Annotated in this window: 13 protein-coding genes; 8 read left to right on the top strand and 5 right to left on the bottom strand. The window is 39.4% G+C overall.

The features are described 5' to 3' along the window. Positions 1-131 precede the first annotated feature (131 nt). Complete coding sequence (locus tag ABD985_RS15940) at positions 132-1,532, top strand: alpha-amylase family glycosyl hydrolase (RefSeq protein WP_345373441.1); 1,401 nt, start codon at positions 132-134, stop codon at positions 1,530-1,532. A 288-nt stretch (positions 1,533-1,820) separates the two neighbouring features. Further along, positions 1,821-4,319 (top strand): DUF5686 and carboxypeptidase-like regulatory domain-containing protein, encoded by a 2,499-nt coding sequence (locus ABD985_RS15935; protein WP_345373439.1) that lies wholly within the window; start codon positions 1,821-1,823, stop codon positions 4,317-4,319. Positions 4,320-4,412: 93 nt separating this feature from the next. Here ABD985_RS15935 and ABD985_RS15930 read toward each other — a convergent pair whose 3' ends face one another. After that, the gene (locus ABD985_RS15930; RefSeq protein WP_345373437.1) at positions 4,413-5,417 is read right to left on the bottom strand and encodes a hypothetical protein; all 1,005 of its coding nucleotides are present in this window, start codon (positions 5,415-5,417) and stop codon (positions 4,413-4,415) included. Positions 5,418-5,955: 538 nt separating this feature from the next. Between ABD985_RS15930 and ABD985_RS15925 the strand changes: the two genes are divergently transcribed. After that, the gene (locus ABD985_RS15925; RefSeq protein ID WP_345373435.1) at positions 5,956-6,324 is read left to right on the top strand and encodes a DUF3127 domain-containing protein; all 369 of its coding nucleotides are present in this window, start codon (positions 5,956-5,958) and stop codon (positions 6,322-6,324) included. A 135-nt stretch (positions 6,325-6,459) separates the two neighbouring features. Here ABD985_RS15925 and ABD985_RS15920 read toward each other — a convergent pair whose 3' ends face one another. Further along, complete coding sequence (locus tag ABD985_RS15920) at positions 6,460-8,304, bottom strand: alpha-amylase family glycosyl hydrolase (protein ID WP_345373433.1); 1,845 nt, start codon at positions 8,302-8,304, stop codon at positions 6,460-6,462. A 183-nt stretch (positions 8,305-8,487) separates the two neighbouring features. On the opposite strand from ABD985_RS15920, the gene ABD985_RS15915 reads away from it, so the two are divergent. The 4 genes from ABD985_RS15915 (at position 8,488) to mdh (ending at position 12,623) form a co-directional block, all read left to right on the top strand. Next, complete coding sequence (locus ABD985_RS15915) at positions 8,488-8,937, top strand: hypothetical protein (RefSeq protein ID WP_345373431.1); 450 nt, start codon at positions 8,488-8,490, stop codon at positions 8,935-8,937. A 15-nt stretch (positions 8,938-8,952) separates the two neighbouring features. Then, positions 8,953-9,438 (top strand): SixA phosphatase family protein, encoded by a 486-nt coding sequence (locus ABD985_RS15910; RefSeq protein WP_345373429.1) that lies wholly within the window; start codon positions 8,953-8,955, stop codon positions 9,436-9,438. A 513-nt stretch (positions 9,439-9,951) separates the two neighbouring features. Further along, positions 9,952-11,196: an ornithine--oxo-acid transaminase gene (gene rocD / locus ABD985_RS15905; protein WP_345373427.1), complete on the top strand. Its 1,245-nt coding sequence runs from the start codon at positions 9,952-9,954 to the stop codon at positions 11,194-11,196. 491 nt (positions 11,197-11,687) lie between these two features. Continuing rightward, positions 11,688-12,623: a malate dehydrogenase gene (mdh, locus tag ABD985_RS15900; protein WP_345373425.1), complete on the top strand. Its 936-nt coding sequence runs from the start codon at positions 11,688-11,690 to the stop codon at positions 12,621-12,623. A gap of 629 nt (positions 12,624-13,252) precedes the next feature. On the opposite strand, the gene ABD985_RS15895 is transcribed toward mdh, so the two are convergent. Together ABD985_RS15895 and ABD985_RS15890 are read right to left on the bottom strand one after the other, a co-directional pair. Further along, positions 13,253-13,753, bottom strand: a complete 501-nt coding sequence (locus tag ABD985_RS15895; protein ID WP_345373423.1) for a hypothetical protein — start codon at positions 13,751-13,753, stop codon at positions 13,253-13,255. A 4-nt stretch (positions 13,754-13,757) separates the two neighbouring features. Then, a complete protein-coding gene (locus ABD985_RS15890) occupies positions 13,758-14,468 on the bottom strand; it encodes a hypothetical protein (protein ID WP_345373421.1) in 711 nt (236 codons plus the stop codon). A 998-nt stretch (positions 14,469-15,466) separates the two neighbouring features. On the opposite strand from ABD985_RS15890, the gene ABD985_RS15885 reads away from it, so the two are divergent. Continuing rightward, the gene (locus ABD985_RS15885) at positions 15,467-16,057 is read left to right on the top strand and encodes an SOUL family heme-binding protein (RefSeq protein WP_345373418.1); all 591 of its coding nucleotides are present in this window, start codon (positions 15,467-15,469) and stop codon (positions 16,055-16,057) included. 147 nt (positions 16,058-16,204) lie between these two features. Here the strand turns inward: ABD985_RS15885 and ABD985_RS15880 are convergent, their stop codons facing one another. Further along, the gene (locus ABD985_RS15880; protein WP_345373416.1) at positions 16,205-16,696 is read right to left on the bottom strand and encodes a hypothetical protein; all 492 of its coding nucleotides are present in this window, start codon (positions 16,694-16,696) and stop codon (positions 16,205-16,207) included. Between the last annotated feature and the right edge of the window lie 38 nt (positions 16,697-16,734).

The raw sequence follows: 16,734 nt of genomic DNA, 5'->3' as shown, positions 1-16,734 counted from the left end.
AACCGATAACCAAAAATTGAAAATTAAAAATTCCCAGAAGGAATATCATTGAGGTTAATCATTTAATCTTAATTATATTCCTTTTTCCTTTATGGTCTATTCACTATTAATTAAATCAAACAAACTTACCAATGAAAAGATCATTAGTTTGGCTATCCCTATTGTTAGGAATGTCAACATCTATGTACTCTTGTGACTCTAAATCTCAGACGATGAACGAAGGGATTTCTTCTGCTTACTCTCCTAAACCTTATGTGGAACTGAAGCATCCAGAGTGGAGTAAGAATGCCACCATTTATGAGGTAAATGTCCGTCAGTTTACAGAGGAAGGAACATTTAAGGCGTTTGAAAGTCATTTGCCTCGTTTAAAGGAAATGGGAATTGATATAATCTGGCTGATGCCTATTCATCCGATTGGGGAAGAGAATAGAAAAGGGGAGTTGGGGAGTTACTACTCCGTCAAAGATTATTACGGGGTGAACCCTGAGTTTGGTACGATGGAGGATTTCAAGGCCTTGGTCGATAAGATTCATGAGATGGGGATGTATGTCATTATTGATTGGGTGGCTAATCACTCGGCTTGGGACAATGCATTGGTTAAGGAGCACCCGGAGTGGTATACTCGTACGCCTGAAGGAAATTTCCAGCCTACTCCTTGGTATGATTGGGATGATATTATCGATTTTGATTACGATCAGCCTGGGATTAGAGAATATATGACAGAGGTGTTGAAATATTGGGTAAAAGAGACCAATATTGACGGATATCGTTGTGATGTAGCAGGGTTTATTCCAGTTGACTTTTGGGACAATGTTCGTAAGGAATTGGATGCCATCAAGCCCGTATTTATGTTGGCGGAATGGGAATCGAGAGATTTACATAAAAATGCTTTCGATATGACCTATGCATGGAGCTTATGGGATGAGTTGCATGAGGTGACAACCAAAGGAAAATCAAGATACCGATTGGTGGAGTATATGGCGCATGATGTCAATACATTCCCCAAAGATGCCTACCGTATGACGTTTACGGATAATCATGACAAAAACTCATGGGAAGGAAATCAGTATGCTAATTTTGGAGAAGGATTAGAGGTATCCATAGTGATGGCTGCTACGGTAAATGGAATGCCTTTGGTATACAGCGGGCAGGAAGCTGGACTGGATCGTTCCTTAAAGTTTTTTGATAAAGATTTGATAGAATGGAAGGAACACCCCAATGCTCAGTTATACAAAACCTTATTTGATCTAAAACACCGTAATAAAGCATTGTGGAATGGAGCTGCAGGAGGAGAGATGCAGCGCATCTATTCTGATAAGATGGATCAGGTGATCTCATTTGTTCGTGAGAAAGAAGGACATCGTGTGATGCCTATCCTTAATTTCACTGATCAGGAAGTTACGGTGACGTTGGAAACAGCACATTATGCAGGTAGGTACCAGGAGTTGTTCTCTGGGACATCATATACTTTGAAAGGAAAAGATAAACTAACCTTGAAACCTTGGGGGTATATAGTACTTTATCAAGAATAAAATAGAGCGTTTTAATGACATAGTGATTTTCATAATTGTCCTATTTAAGCCACTCCCATAGATTATTGGAGTGGCTTTTCATGTAAGGATTTTTTGATTCTTGCCTAAATTTTGGGAACTTCAAGGATCTGAATATGTGTGGGATATCCTTTACGATCTCAAAACCCTAACCCATGTATTGTTAGATTTTTTATCACAGCAGTAGGGGATATCATAGGCATAAGCATCATACTCTTAGCACATGCAGTGTATTGATGTTTATGAAAACAGTAAGCTTAACAATTGGTTATGAAGACAAACAACGCTACCCTGTTTTACAGGAAACTACTAATGCTACTATTCATCCAATGTCTAGTATGCAGTTGCTTTACCATGTTATATGCCCAAAATAAGAGGTGTGCAGGTGTGGTAAAAGATAAAGATTCTGGTGAACTACTTCCTTTTGCAACCCTATATCTTCAATCTGATAAAAAAGTAGGAACAACTACGGATATGAATGGTACATTCGCTTTTGAGTTGCCATCTTCTGTTACCCGTAAAGATTCTATCGTTGTTACTTTTATTGGTTATGAAACATTGAAATTACCCATTCGCAGGCGAATGGTGAATATGAAAATTGCCTTGTCCACTGCTTCCGAACAATTGGATGAGGTGACCGTAGTGGCCGGAGAGAACCCCGCAATTGAGGTCATCAATAAAGCAAGGGCACTGGAGGATCGTCAACGAAAGGAAGGGAAGCCTTGGGAGACCATACGGAATACACAGATCTCTTGGTCGATGACGGAGTTTCCGGATAGATATAAGGGATTGCTGGAGAACGCTAAAAAAACATTGGCAAGTACTGATAGTACTATTGAAGACGTACCGGTGTTTGCGGCTCAATACCGTACGCACCGACAGTCGGTGACTGGAGGTGCGATACAGGATACGGTTATATCGGAGCAAAAGAGAGGGTTAGGTTTTGATGCGGATGGTGTTTTTGGAAAAATCATAGGGGATAATGGGCGTGTAATTGACGATTTATTTGCCAGTAATATTATTGTGATCGATAAGGGAATACCGTCACCACTTTCCCCTTTTTGGAGACAATACTATGAGGCTTACCTTTCGGATGTACCTGTGATGCTCGATGGTATGGAGTGTCTTCATATTGCCTTTGAGCCTTTTACACCTTCTACGCTTGCCTTTGAAGGAGATTTATGGTTTAATCTGCAAGACACGGCTCTTGTAAAAGTGGATATGCAGCTTTCTACTGCAGCGGCAACGAATTTCTTGTCCGGATTCACTTTGGAACAAAAGAGAGTGAAAAATGAGGTAGGAGAGTATCAGGCAGTATATACGTCCTATACACAGCGGTTGACCAATTTGCCATTGGTACCAGAAGTTAAGGCATCTTATGAAATCCATGAGCAAATAGGTAGGCCAATATTGAATCAGGTGGCTACAGATACGGCCTTGAAAGGTGAAGGAGAATTGACAATGGGAAAAGTGGAGTGGAAGCAGGATACCTTTCAGGCGATAGAAACTTTGGAAAAGAAAAGTCGTATCGGGCTATACGCACAGATGGCTAACGTAGGAGGGACGGGGTATTATGAAACCAAGTATTTAGAGTTTGGTCATATCCTCAATGTATTGATGTTTAATGATGTAGAAGGAGTCAGAACAGCGATCGGAGCGATAAATAATACCCTGGCTGACGGACATCTATACTTGAATGCTTATGCAGGCTATGGTTGGAAGGATAAACGTTGGAAGTACCTTGGGGATGTAAAGTATATTTTCAATGAAGACCGCAAGCATATTCTTGGATTAAAAGCCTTGGAGGACGTGACACCACTGGCTATGGTTGGATTTGAACGAAATCATCTCAATTTTAGTCAGTTGCAGCAATATGGTAAGATGTCAGAGAAAGCTCCTTTCTATTACCGAAATATAGAACTGTCGTACACAAATAACTTGCACCCTGATTGGATGTTATCTACCTATCTTAATAGAAGAAGTTTTGAGGAGGTGCCTACAGTAGGGACAGAGCAAGTGGTAGGTCCACAATATACATCTGAAGAAGGAAGTATAGAGTTACGTTGGTCTTATCAGGATCGAAGTGCCTATAACAAGAATTTCCGTTTGCTTAGAAAAGGAGGGCAACGCTTTCCAGAGGTACGATTGGGGTATACCTTGGGGCAAGTGCACAATAATATTACTTTAGAGACCTTACCTTTTCAAAAGGTCTACTTCTCACTATCGCATAAATATGCTCCATTGTTTCCTTGGGGAGGAGAGACTTCTTACAGAGTACAAGCAGGAGCGGTTCTTAATGAAGTACCTTATCCTTATTTGAAATATCATCAGGGGCTATCCGGCTATGTAGCTACTTTCGGTGCGCATCATATGATGAACCCTTTTGAGTTTGTCAGTGATTATTATGGAGAGCTATTTATACAACACTTATTCAAAGGTACGATAATGGGTAAAGTACCAGGATTGCGATGGATACACCAAAAGACAGGAGTTAACCTTATGTTTGAGTCTACGATTGCTTGGGGAGGTATGACGGATAAAAACCAGCAATATAACAGGGAGTTATTTTTAGGAGATGATTTACAAACAGGAGAGGAAACAGGAGTACAATCTATGGACCCATCCATTCCCTTCGTGGCAGTAGGCTATGGGATCAACAATATTTTTAAGTTAGCCTTTATAGAGTATTGGCACCGATTGACATATCGAGATGTCAATTATGCACATCAGAATGAAGGGATAAAGGTAGGACTGTTATTTAGACTGTAAAATAAAAAACATGAGTCATCCCTTAAATGTTAATATGGGATGACTCATTTTTCTAGCTTTAAAAAGCGTTGTCTTTAAAATCTATACTGTCGATTACTCATAAGTGATACTCTGCGTAAGGATAATATTAGTAGGGGAAGCTTTAGGAGCTACTTCAATTAAGTTAGGGAAACCACTGTCATTATACCCATTGCTGTAAATGATAGACTGGTTAGCAAATAGTTGAGGGATATTACTGACAGTTGTTTTAGCAGTTAATGCATTTTGGTAGGAAGTAGGAACGTAGATTAACAAGAAGGTTGGAATATCCAATACTGATAAATTGATATATAGTGCTTCCGTACTTAGGATATCAATAGGACCAAGCTCTTCCAACGCTGCCCACTGATGGCTCTGCTCCGTATCATAAGAGTTAAGAAACTCAAATACAGGAATATCGTCTAGGTCTTGTATACTGATGTAGTCGATGTTTCCATTAGGATCTAGCGTAACAAGGGTATTTAGAATAGCAGAATTTTGGTCATCAGCCCAATTTAGGCTATACCCAGTCATCATATTCTCATTATCATAATTGAAGTTCAGGTACATGACAGGTGTGACACCCGTTGTTCTCATATTACTGCGTAGATCATTGATTTTCTCCCATTGCTTTTCCAGCTCTGGAGAAGAAGGAGAAGCTAAATGACTGAATTGCTCTCTAATAGCTGCAGAAGCTGCAGGCTCAGGATCTTCCGTTTCTTCGAAAAGCACATCCCAGTAACTCACTAAAATACGGTCAACTTGTCCGTTGCTGTATTCGTATGCATACTCTGTGAAAGCTTCTTCACCACTTTGGAACTGTAGATAAAGCGTATAGGTGTCAATTTTGTTGTCATCGTTGTAAGTGAAGACTCTGCGGCCAAGTTGACTGCCACCTGCTGTAATGATCTGTTCGGTCAATAAACCTTCTGTGTAGATATAAGATAGGTCAATTGTGGAAGAGCTGCCTTGATAGCTTTCCATTGTAGGAAGCAGTTTATTGGCATCTTTATCTGAGTTACAGCCAATGATAAGCACGCCCAGAATAAGTAGACTGAATAAGGTTGAAATTCTTTTCATCAGAATGATAATAATGGATTGAACAAAATGTTGATGGGTTAGGAGCATGATTTGATCTCTTGCTTGTTCCTTACGTTAACCTATATTACATAAAAAGCATATGGAGGAGAAGTTTAGGAAATCACGACAAGTGTAAGATTGTAAAAGGGTAGGGAGTTTGCGTTGAGAATAATCGATGTGTTTTATGTTAAAAATAATATTTGATAACGTTTAACTCCTTAATTGATAGTAGGTATGGGATTATTTAAGGAATAATATAGTATCATAAGAAGAGAGGTAGGATGTGCTTTTTTATTGGGGTTTAACGAAGTGTAGCTCAAAAAACGATCACATTTATTTTTTCATCAAAAGAAGTCAGTAGCTTTCTACTGTAGAAGAGAGGTTGTAATATTTGAGGTTTAGGTTTTATACTAGTTGAATTATCCGTATTTTCGAATCCTTATTGGGGTGACCCAAAAAAATGTCATGATCGATGTGATCGAAAGAACGCATCGTTTAGCATTGCACATCTATCATCAATTATTGAAGATTATTTTATATGTCATTTGAAGTTAGAGGGAAACTGGAAGTAATTTATCCAGAACAGCAAATCTCAGAGAAGTTTAAGAAAAGAGAGTTTGTGATTGAGGTTCAAAGTGGAATGTATCCTCAGTTTATTAAAATGCAGCTGACGCAAGATCGTTGCGCTTTAATCGATAACTATCAGGTAGGTCAGGAAATTATGGTATCCTTTGATCTTAAGGGTAGACCTTATCAAAAAGATGGACAGACGATCTACTTTACCAATATTGAAGCTTGGAGAGTAAGTGGTGTAGAGGCCCCTTCGGCACAGAGTCCAATGTCGGATGACGTACCACCACCGCCACCACCCGTTGGAGGTGATACAGGTGGAGAGTTGCCATTCTAAGGAAAGAATAACTTAAAAAAAGGAGGTTGCTGTTTCTACAGCAACCTCCTTTTTTTGTTGAGGCCACTTGCGTGGCTGGTTGAGTAACGCAAGCGTTGTTGAGAGGTGCAAAGCACCACTCAACTTCTCAACAGGTTAGTACAGCTTAAAGATGTAAGCCCCATAAGCAGGGATTTCCATCTTAATACCTTTGGTGCTTGCTTCCTCCAGATCAATACCAAGCTGGGTGTTACCCAAAAGATCTTGAATTGTGCTGGCATCTTTCTTCTTCATAGTTTTTTGAATGTCGTCAGGAATGACAATATGTGCTTCCTTTGCTTCATCACTAAAGTTGGTCACAACAAGTACAGCTTCCTCTTTGTCATGAAGACGAATATAGCTGTAGACATATTTAGTGTCATAAGAAGGATTGTCAAGATTGATTGGTTGTAAGTCAATCAACTCCCCATCTTGAAGTGCTTTTTCTTCCATGGTAACCTTCATCAATTGTGTATAGAAGGCTCTTAGTTCTTTTTGCTCTTCAGATAATTGTCCTCCATCATATTGATGTCCATTGACCCATTTTTGGTGTTCTGGAACTCCCCAGTAATCAAAAATAGTCGTACGTCCATCATCATTGCTAAATCCAGAAGCTCCTTTGCCCGGCTCACCTACTTCTTGTCCGAAGTAAATCATTACAGGACCAGTACCTAAAGTAGCACTTACGGTCATACCAGGAATACCAGCTTTTGCAGTACCTGCGAAATCTGGAGAGGCAATACGCTGCTCATCATGATTCTCCAAGAAGCGAAGCATATGGTTATTGATATCTTCCATACCTTTCCATACCTGAGTGAAGTGCTCCGCCGTTGATCCATCACGGTGTGACATCACAGCTCTCAAAGAGTCATACATACCCACTTTATCGTATAAGTAATCAAACTTACCTTCGTGAATATAGTCACGGTAAGCATTAGGATTATAGATCTCAGCAATAAAGATAATATCAGGATTAATCTTCTGAATTTGAGGAATCATCCATCCCCAGAACTCTACGGGTACCATCTCAGCCATATCACAACGGAAGCCATCTACTCCTTTGTTTGTCCAATAAGTAAGGATCTCCAAAGTCTTTTTCCAAGTGGATGGTACAGGGTCAAAATGCTTGCTGGCATTTTCCAAGTGATTGACACCATAGTTCAAACGAACAGTCTCAAACCAATCGTGCTCACTTGGTTGCGCCGTTACGGCACCATTTCCAGATACTTTGGCAGGGGATTCCTTGAATTTTCCATCGGCAGTAGGGAAAGGTTTTCCTCCCAATGGCTTATAGTTGGATGGAACTTTGAAATCTTCTCCAGCGATATAATAGAAGTTATTTTGCGGATCAAAGCCAACAGTTGTATTGTCTGTTGCTCCGAAATCTTCGACACCTTCCGGCTTTACATCAGAGTGGTAGTCTCTGGCTACGTGGTTAGGAACAAAGTCGATGAGTACCTTAAGCCCGTTATCGTGTGTACGTTGAATCAGGCTTTCGAATTCTTTCATTCTATTAGGTACCTCAACGGCCATATCAGGGTTGACGTCATAGTAATCCTTGATGGCATAAGGGGATCCTGCACGTCCTTTTACCACGTCAGCATCATCCAAAGGAATGTCAAATTTTGTGTAATCAGTAATTACTGCATGTTCAATGACTCCAGTATACCATACGTGTGTGGCACCCAGATCCTTGATTCCTTGTAACGCTTTATCATTAATATCATTAAACTTTCCGACGCCATTTTCTTTAAGTGTACCCCAAGGAACATTCGTAGTATTGGTGTTACCAAAAAGGCGGGTCATCATTTGGTAGACAACAAATTTATGTCCTTTCTCATCCTCTGCCATCTTTTCAGTAGTATTGTTCTCAGTTTGCGCTTGGTCGTTTTTGCTGCAACTGGAGAGTTGGAGAATTGTAAAAATTCCCAAAACACCCAGTGTGAGGCGTAATGTTTGCATAAGATTATTCTTTATTGTTTAACTGTATAGATTTGATGCAGCAAGGTACATAATGTCTTTAGGGTTTTTCAGAGACAAATGTCATTTATTGGATATTTTTTTATCACTTTAATGCTATTTACCACCTTATGTTGGTATTTTGTGATAGAAAAATAGTATTACTCTAATAAAATGAAGAAAGCAATGGCGACATTTAAAAAAATTGTTGGGATAACCATTTTGGGTTTGGTAGTATTGGGACTAGGAGTATTCCTCTTCTTATACAATGTACCTTATAGCGAAGGTTCCCGTTCCGGAGTGGTGATGAAGATGAGTAAAAAAGGAGTTTTATTAAAAACTTATGAAGGCACCTTGAATGTAGAAGGGATCGATACCTACAACAAGAAGGGCTCTATGTCTTCGGTATGGTATTTCTCTGTAGACAAGGGAAGTGATGAGTTGATTCAACAACTTGAAAAAGCTTCCTTGAAAAATAAGAGGGTACAATTGAGATACAAAGAGTTGTACACCAAGTTTTTCTGGAGGGGGGATACCCGTTATTTTATCACTGATATTATCTACGATATGGAGGAAGAGCAAAAGCGTCTGCCAGTGCAGGATTCCTTGCCTTCTCCAGCAAGCAATAATCCATAAATTATAACCATAATTATGAAACAAGTATACCTCATCCGTCATGCCAAGGCTGAAAAAGTCTTTTCAGGGTTTTCTGACTTTGAAAGGACGCTTTCCCAAAAAGGTATTTTTGATGCCACTCGTTTGGGAGGAGCACTAAAGCAAAAGAAAGTTCATTTTGATAAACTATACTTTAGTCCAGCGTTAAGGACTACACAAACAGCCGAACTCCTACAGGAACAAATGAGTTTATCCACAGGCATTATGGAAGAGGTACCCATGATTTACAATAGTTCTGCAGCTAGCTTGTACCGATTTCTTTGTCAACTGAATGATCAGGAAAATGTGGTGGGAATTGTTGGACATAATCCTGCATTGACTCACTTTCTGGAGTTTATCACTTGCGAAGAAGGAATTCATTTTCCAACCTCTGGCTGCGTACAAGTACAATTTGACGTAAGTGGTTGGGAGGAAATCATGCAGGGCTTAGGGGAGATTAAATCAATGGAAGGAATGGGATGAGGGGGGGTAATGAAGAATGAAGAATGAAAAATGAGGAATAAAGAGTGGGGGCATTCTTTATTTCTCTTTTTTGTTTTCGGTTGTTATGGATAAAGGATAAAGGATAAAGGATAAAGGATAAAGGATAAAGGATAAAGGATAAAGGATAAAGGATGTTATTTTTTCTTCCTCTACTATTGCACTTACATCTTGTTAAAAAATAAACAAATATATTGACTAAGGTTAATAATTTAACAATATTGCGTTAGTGTTTAGTAATTGAATAGATTCCAGAATGTCATTCCGTTCAATGAATACAGACTTATTTGGAGATGTTTTTATTTGACATTCTAATTTTTTGCAATTATTAAATAATACTTAATATTGTATCGGTTAGTGGAATAGTACAATTTTTTTTCTTGTTATAAGACAGAGACTAATCGTAGTTTCATTGACTATTTAATCACATACAACCATTAGGTGGCCATACAACCATATGACATCAAGCCATCAGAAAACAAATAGACAAACATTATGAGTAACATCTTGGAACAGATTTCTGAAAAAGAAGCAATCGCATTAGAAGACAAGTACGGGGCCCACAATTATCATCCATTGCCAGTAGTTTTGTCAAAAGGAGAAGGTGTATATGTATGGGACGTAGAAGGAAAGAAATATTTTGATTTCTTATCAGCTTACAGTGCCGTGAATCAAGGGCATTGTCACCCTCGTATCATCAATGCATTGATAGAGCAAGCGAAAACACTTACACTGACTTCAAGAGCATTTTATTCGGATAAACTAGGAGTGGCAGAAAAGTATATCTGCGATTACTTCGGGTTTGATAAAGTGTTGTACATGAATACAGGTGCAGAGGCCAATGAAACAGCCATTAAACTGGTGCGTAAATGGGGGTATACCAAGAAGAATATTCCTGAGGATCAGGCAGTAATTGTAGCTGTAGAAAGAAACTTCCACGGACGTACGACAACAATTATTTCGGCATCGACAGACCCAGTAGCAAAGAATAACTTTGGTCCATATATGCCAGGTTTTGAAGTGATTGCTTACGATGATCTGGATGCATTGGATAAGGCGTTACAAAACCCTAACGTAGCAGGTCTTTGGATCGAGCCTATTCAAGGAGAGGCAGGGGTATACGTCCCTCAAGAGGGCTACCTGAAGAAAGCAGAGGAGTTGTGTAAGAAACACAACGTATTGTTGATGATGGACGAGGTACAAACTGGAGTGGCACGTACCGGTAAAATGCTGGCTTCTGATCACGAAGACGTAAAACCAGACCTATTGATCTTGGGTAAAGCCATCTCTGGTGGAGCATATCCTGTATCAGCAGTGTTGGCTAACGATGAGGTGATGATGGTGTTAAAGCCAGGAGAGCATGGATCTACTTATGGAGGTAACCCATTGGCGATGGTCGTTGCAATGGAAGCGCTACAAGTGATCAAGGATGAGAACTTGATGGAGAATGCCGACAAGATGGGGCAATTGTTCCGTAAGCGTATGGGAGAGTTGTCTGAAAAATCTGACTTGGTAACATTGGTAAGAGGTAAAGGACTACTAAATGCCGTAGTGATTAACGATACAGAAGATAGTGATACGGCTTGGAATATCTGTGTAGCCTTGAAAGAGAACGGTTTGTTGGCAAAGCCAACACATGGAAATATCATCCGTTTCGCACCTCCTTTGGTAATCACAGAAGAGCAGTTGAATGCTTGTTGCGATATTATTGAGAAGACTATCTTGAGCTTCGAGAAGTAGTAAGGGCACCCCCTTGTGGTCGCTCCGACGAAGTGTAAAGAAAGAAGGTAAAGGATTATCTTTTTGAAGAAAAGGTTGTAGTGGAAACGCTACAACCTTTTTTACATAATTTTAACGGCTCACTGCTCACTGCTCACTGCCTAGGCTAGTCGTAGTGTCCACACTACGACTTATTTCATAACTTGAGCGTCCACGCTCAAGGATTTCACTCAATAAAATCCCGCATTTACCCTAAAAAATTATCCCGTTCGCCACAACCAAAAAAAAGTTTTTCAAATCGGAAATCTTTTTAGAACTCGGAGGGACGTTGTTTTTAATTTGTAAAAAACTGATAAAGAAATCATTACCGTATATTGTTATAAGAATTCTGTTAATTAACAAATATCATTCTTACCAAAAAGCATTGAACTTAGTCTTTTAAAAACAAGATTTCCTTCCTTATATTAGCGGTATAATTAAATTCCTTCACAAAAAAAACACATCAATAGCATATGAAAGTTACTGTTGTAGGTGCTGGTAATGTGGGTGCAACTTGCGCTGACGTACTAGCTTACAGAGAGATTGCAAACGAAGTAGTTCTAGTAGATATCAAAGAAGGATTTGCAGAAGGTAAAGCCTTGGATATCTGGCAAAAATCCCCAATCAACTTGTACGATACAAGAACTACAGGTTCAACGAATGATTATTCTAAGACGGCAGGTTCTGATGTAGTGGTAATCACTTCAGGTTTGCCTCGTAAACCGGGTATGTCTCGTGATGACCTAATCAAAACAAATGCTGGTATTGTTAAGACAGTAACTGAGAACGTGATCCAGCATTCACCTGAGGCAATCATCATCGTTGTTTCTAACCCATTGGACGTAATGACGTACCAAGCACACCTTTCATCGAAATTGCCAAGAACAAAGGTAATGGGTATGGCAGGTATCCTGGATACTGCACGTTACAGAGCATTCCTTGCTGAGGAGTTGAACGTATCTCCAAAAGACATCCAGGCTGTATTGATGGGTGGTCACGGTGATACAATGGTACCACTACCAAGATACACTACAGTAGGAGGTATCCCTGTAACAGAAATGATCGACGCTGACAAGCTTGACGCAATCATCGAGAGAACAAAATTCGGTGGTGGTGAACTAGTAAAACTAATGGGTACTTCAGCTTGGTATGCACCAGGTTCTGCAGCTGCTCAAATGGTAGAGGCGATCGTAAAAGACCAAAGACGTGTATTCCCAGTTTGTATCAAACTAGAGGGAGAGTACGGTATCGAGGACTGCTACCTAGGGGTACCAGTAATCTTGGGTAAAAATGGTGTTGAGAAAGTAATCGAGCTTGATCTTAACGAAGACGAGAAAGCATTGTTGGAAGAGTCACGTAAGCACGTAAGAGCGGTGATGGAAGCATTGGACAACATGCAAGAGGCTTAATCTGAGCCACTACAGTTTGTAGTATATTTAAAAAGCAGGATACCCGGATGGGTGTCCTGCTTTTTTGTTTACCATAACCATCTTTTAGAGGTAATAGGTAAAAAGGAATAGGTAATAGGTTGGTGGAGGTGTAATATTTTTACCACTGCACTGGTCGTAGCGTCCACGCTACGACCTAAAAACGTTTTTGGCGAGCGTCCACGCTCGGATGGTATGAGTGGAAAGTGGAGGTCGGTGATGGATTTATAGATCGAATAAAAAATCGTCGTGTTTCCTAAATAACCGCCATGTTCCGTATAGTGACGGGATGAATCCCGCCCCTATGTGATGTCACCCTTTCAGGGTTTTGGTAGCATACAACCCCTTTAGGGGTGACATATATTAGCCGTGGGTAGGGACGGTAAGTCTTTAACCCACGGTCTACGTATGAATAGCGTCCATTCCCCTTCGCAGTAACTATTCTTACGCAGACGATGGGTTGAAAACCCACCGCTATAATTGAAAATCCCATAAATGGGATTTTCAATTAGATTGAAAAGGATTTGTAGAACACAGTATTCCTTACACCCACATGCTTGTATAAAAAAATGGAAGGCTAGTAATTATAGTTAGCCTTCCATTGATATTGCCTACTCAGGCAGACTGTGTGAGGACGGGGGGGAATGATGAATACTCATCTTTTCTAAACCGTACTTCTTATAATTTATACTGTAGTCTTTTATTTGACTCGAAGTTTTTAAGTTATTCAAAATAACATTAACTCCCTTGAAAGTAGCTTTTGGCTCACTTGTATCACAATCACAAGCATATATATATAACCTTTTGCCACTTACTTTATAAAAAACTTCATTTGTATAAAAAATAAAGTCTTTATTTTTATCAGGAACAGTTATTGGAGTTTCAGAAAAAACGATCTCTTCGTGATTACTCGATATTCCCCAAATCTTTGCGCTTACATATATCTTTTTACCATTCGGCAGATTTAAAATTTTTATCTTCTCCTGTTGAGGAAAACCGCTTGTCCCTTGTTCTGTATTTTCTTTATCCACTTTTTTTTCTTGTTGCCTATCGTTACAATTAAAAAAAACACAAAGCAATGTAAAAAGCAATATCAGATTCATTCTTCTCATAGCACTACTTATTTTGACTTTCTCCAAATTTCCAACCCGCTCTACTCATTCTATATTGGTAGTTAACTTCCCCCCAAGTAGGTGCCACAAATTTGCTTTTATGAGAACTCATGTAGGTACCTAAAGTAACAATATCAAGCATTTGTACTTTTGAAAGCCGTTTTCCATGACTATTCTCAATATGTAATGCACCTGCCAATTTTTGGAAAGTTGTAAATGAAACCCCAACACCCATCATCGTTCCGCCTTCTGCATTATATCCTGCTAAAAAGTTACCAGCTGAACGAGACGTAGCATATTTACCATTTAACAAACCACCAACACTCTTGTAGTCTGTTTTAATATCAAACAACTGATTTTTCTTGGAAGCTTGGGCTATCTCCATCAAATTCATATCCTTTGATTTGGCGTTCATCTCCGAAATAATTGGATCAAAAGATTTCCCTACTTGAACTACATAATTGGTCATTGGCTTTCCTGTTTCTGGGCTTATAAACTCATCCCAGTATTCTGTCTCGCCAACTTTTCTACCATTAGCCGAAGTACTACCATAAATTTCTTGTCGCCTTTGTATCATATGTTCCGTTGGTGTTCCACCGTCTGCATTAGCTCCGTGCTGATAAACACTATTGTCTCCATCATCTATGACAGTAATTATATTTCCATCTGCATCCAAGTGAGTTGAAAACGGTTTTAAACCTGTAGGATCAACCATATTTATTGGGTTGTTCCAACTAAAGGCATACGGAGCTTTATCTACTTGCTCTAGGTCGTCCGCCAGTGGATCCACCCCAAACTATCTCCCCACACCCGGATCATACATGCGAGCACCGTAATCTAGCCAACTTAACTCAGTCTGCTCCTCCTTCCCATTATAAGTATACTTAAACGCATCCGAAGGCACCGTACCAGCCAGTGAGGTTATGTTACCGCCGTATGGACACTATATGAAATCCCTAAATCCACAAAAAAAGAACGAAAAAATCATCTCATTTCACTGAGGCACGTAAACAGTAGGGCAGAAAAAATAATATTTTCTGTCAATGTATTTGAATTGCATTCTTCCAACCCTGACTAGATTACCATGGTATTTAATAAGAATAAGAGTTACCCCCAGAAGATAATTATATCCGTTAATGAGTTTAGCAATAGCAGGGGCGCCATGCAATGGACTCTACACTATATGTGACCTTACTCCAGAAGTACTTCCCTGCGATTAAATCCGTAAATGGGCTTAAAATCCCTGATGGTTAATGTAATCTACAGCGGGAGGTAGCAATTTCCTTTAAGTTACGAAGGATAGTAGTAAAGTGCTATGATTTTCTTTTATAAATACAAGGCTGTAGTAGGGGAGACCATACAAATCTTTTAGAGGTAATAGGTAAAAAGGAATAGGTAATATTGTAGGATCAACCGACGTGGGTGCCGAGTAATGGAAGATCTTCTCTAGGTGTGCACCGATCTTTCGGATTATTAGCAATAGTCGAAACATATTTTCAATCGTGCTTATAAAAAGTGAACCGTATGGTTCGTGAGGTACGGTAAGTGAACGTACTATAGCGAACCTAGTGGAGTCTGTATCTACTTTCTATTGAATGTACACTTAAAACCTGTACCAACAGTCAGAGAAGATATATTTCCCAAAAAACGTTATGTGAACCCATTCTCCTTTTTACCACGTTATTCTAAATGATATCAACCCCACTATAGGCCATGAAAAAACTATTCTATATCTTATTAGGAGGTACTGCGGTGCTATTTATTGTTATCCAATTATTTGCTATGAGTGGACAAAGAAAGACTGAAACCTATCCGTATACAGTAGAGGAAACCTACGAAGATTTTGAGATTCGAAGTTATAAGGCTCGATTATTTACTTCTGTACAGCTTCCTATGGGAGACTACAAAAGAGCTTCCCGTAAAGGGTTCTCTATTTTGGCAGGGTATATCTTTGGAGGGAATGACCGAAAGGAAAAAATAGCGATGACCACTCCGGTGTCGATGTCTTTAGAGGATTCCATGACTATGATGTTTATGGTGCCAGAGCAATGGAATAGGGAGCAGTTGCCACAGCCCAATGAGGCTCAGATCGAGTTTAGGGAAGAGCCTGCTAAGAGAATGGCCGCCATTCGTTTTGGAGGATGGGCAAGCGATGGGAAGATTGGGAAGTATAAAAAGCAATTGGTGGCTGCTTTAGAGCAAGAGGGTATTCCGTATACGGATAAGTTTTATTTCTTTGGCTATAATCCTCCTTATGATCTTTTTAATCGCAGAAATGAAGTATTGGTGGAGTTGGAGGAGTAGTGAAAGGTTTGTTCATAATGTTTAATTGCAATTGCTTCGCAATATGCGTTCATGATGTTTAGTTGAAATAATTTTATTAGTCTAACGAAAAAAACAACTAAACATCATGAACGAGCGAAGCTCAATTAAACATTATGAACAAAATGCTTAGTCTTCCTCTACGTTGCTAGTGCTCGTAAATAGGAAGAAGAAAAATACTATCCACAAAATGGTAAGGATAGGGAGAATGTAGGTCATGACCTCTACATTAGGAACGTTATCCATATGCTTGGCTGCAATCATAGTGACAAACGTAAGCAAAAGCATATTGATAATGGTTGCAATACCTCTGGCCCAACCCTTTGTTCTTTTCAAAAGGACTTCCTGAGTTTCTTTGTTCTTTAACCAAAAGTCTTTTTTAGGAACCAAAAGAAGTTGCTTTGGAATGTGAAGGACTCCGCTACCCAGGATAGTAAAAGAAATATTGACAAGAAGTAATACAGCCATGGAGGCATAAAAGAAATCTCCTTTGGCTGCTGATATAGAGGTGTCGGCATTTTCAAATACGGTCACCTGAGAAGGAAGATAGAGATAAATCAATAAGTTGATCCCTAGATAAACAAGTAGGGATATCGCCCAAAAATACTTAACCGCTTTCATTCGTACTGGTTGTGGTTATAACAATAATACAAGGTAAT

The organism is Algivirga pacifica, from assembly GCF_039543525.1.
Taxonomy (GTDB): Bacteria; Bacteroidota; Bacteroidia; order Cytophagales; family Flammeovirgaceae; genus Algivirga; species Algivirga pacifica.
This window is presented reverse-complemented; position numbering and strand designations above follow the sequence as displayed.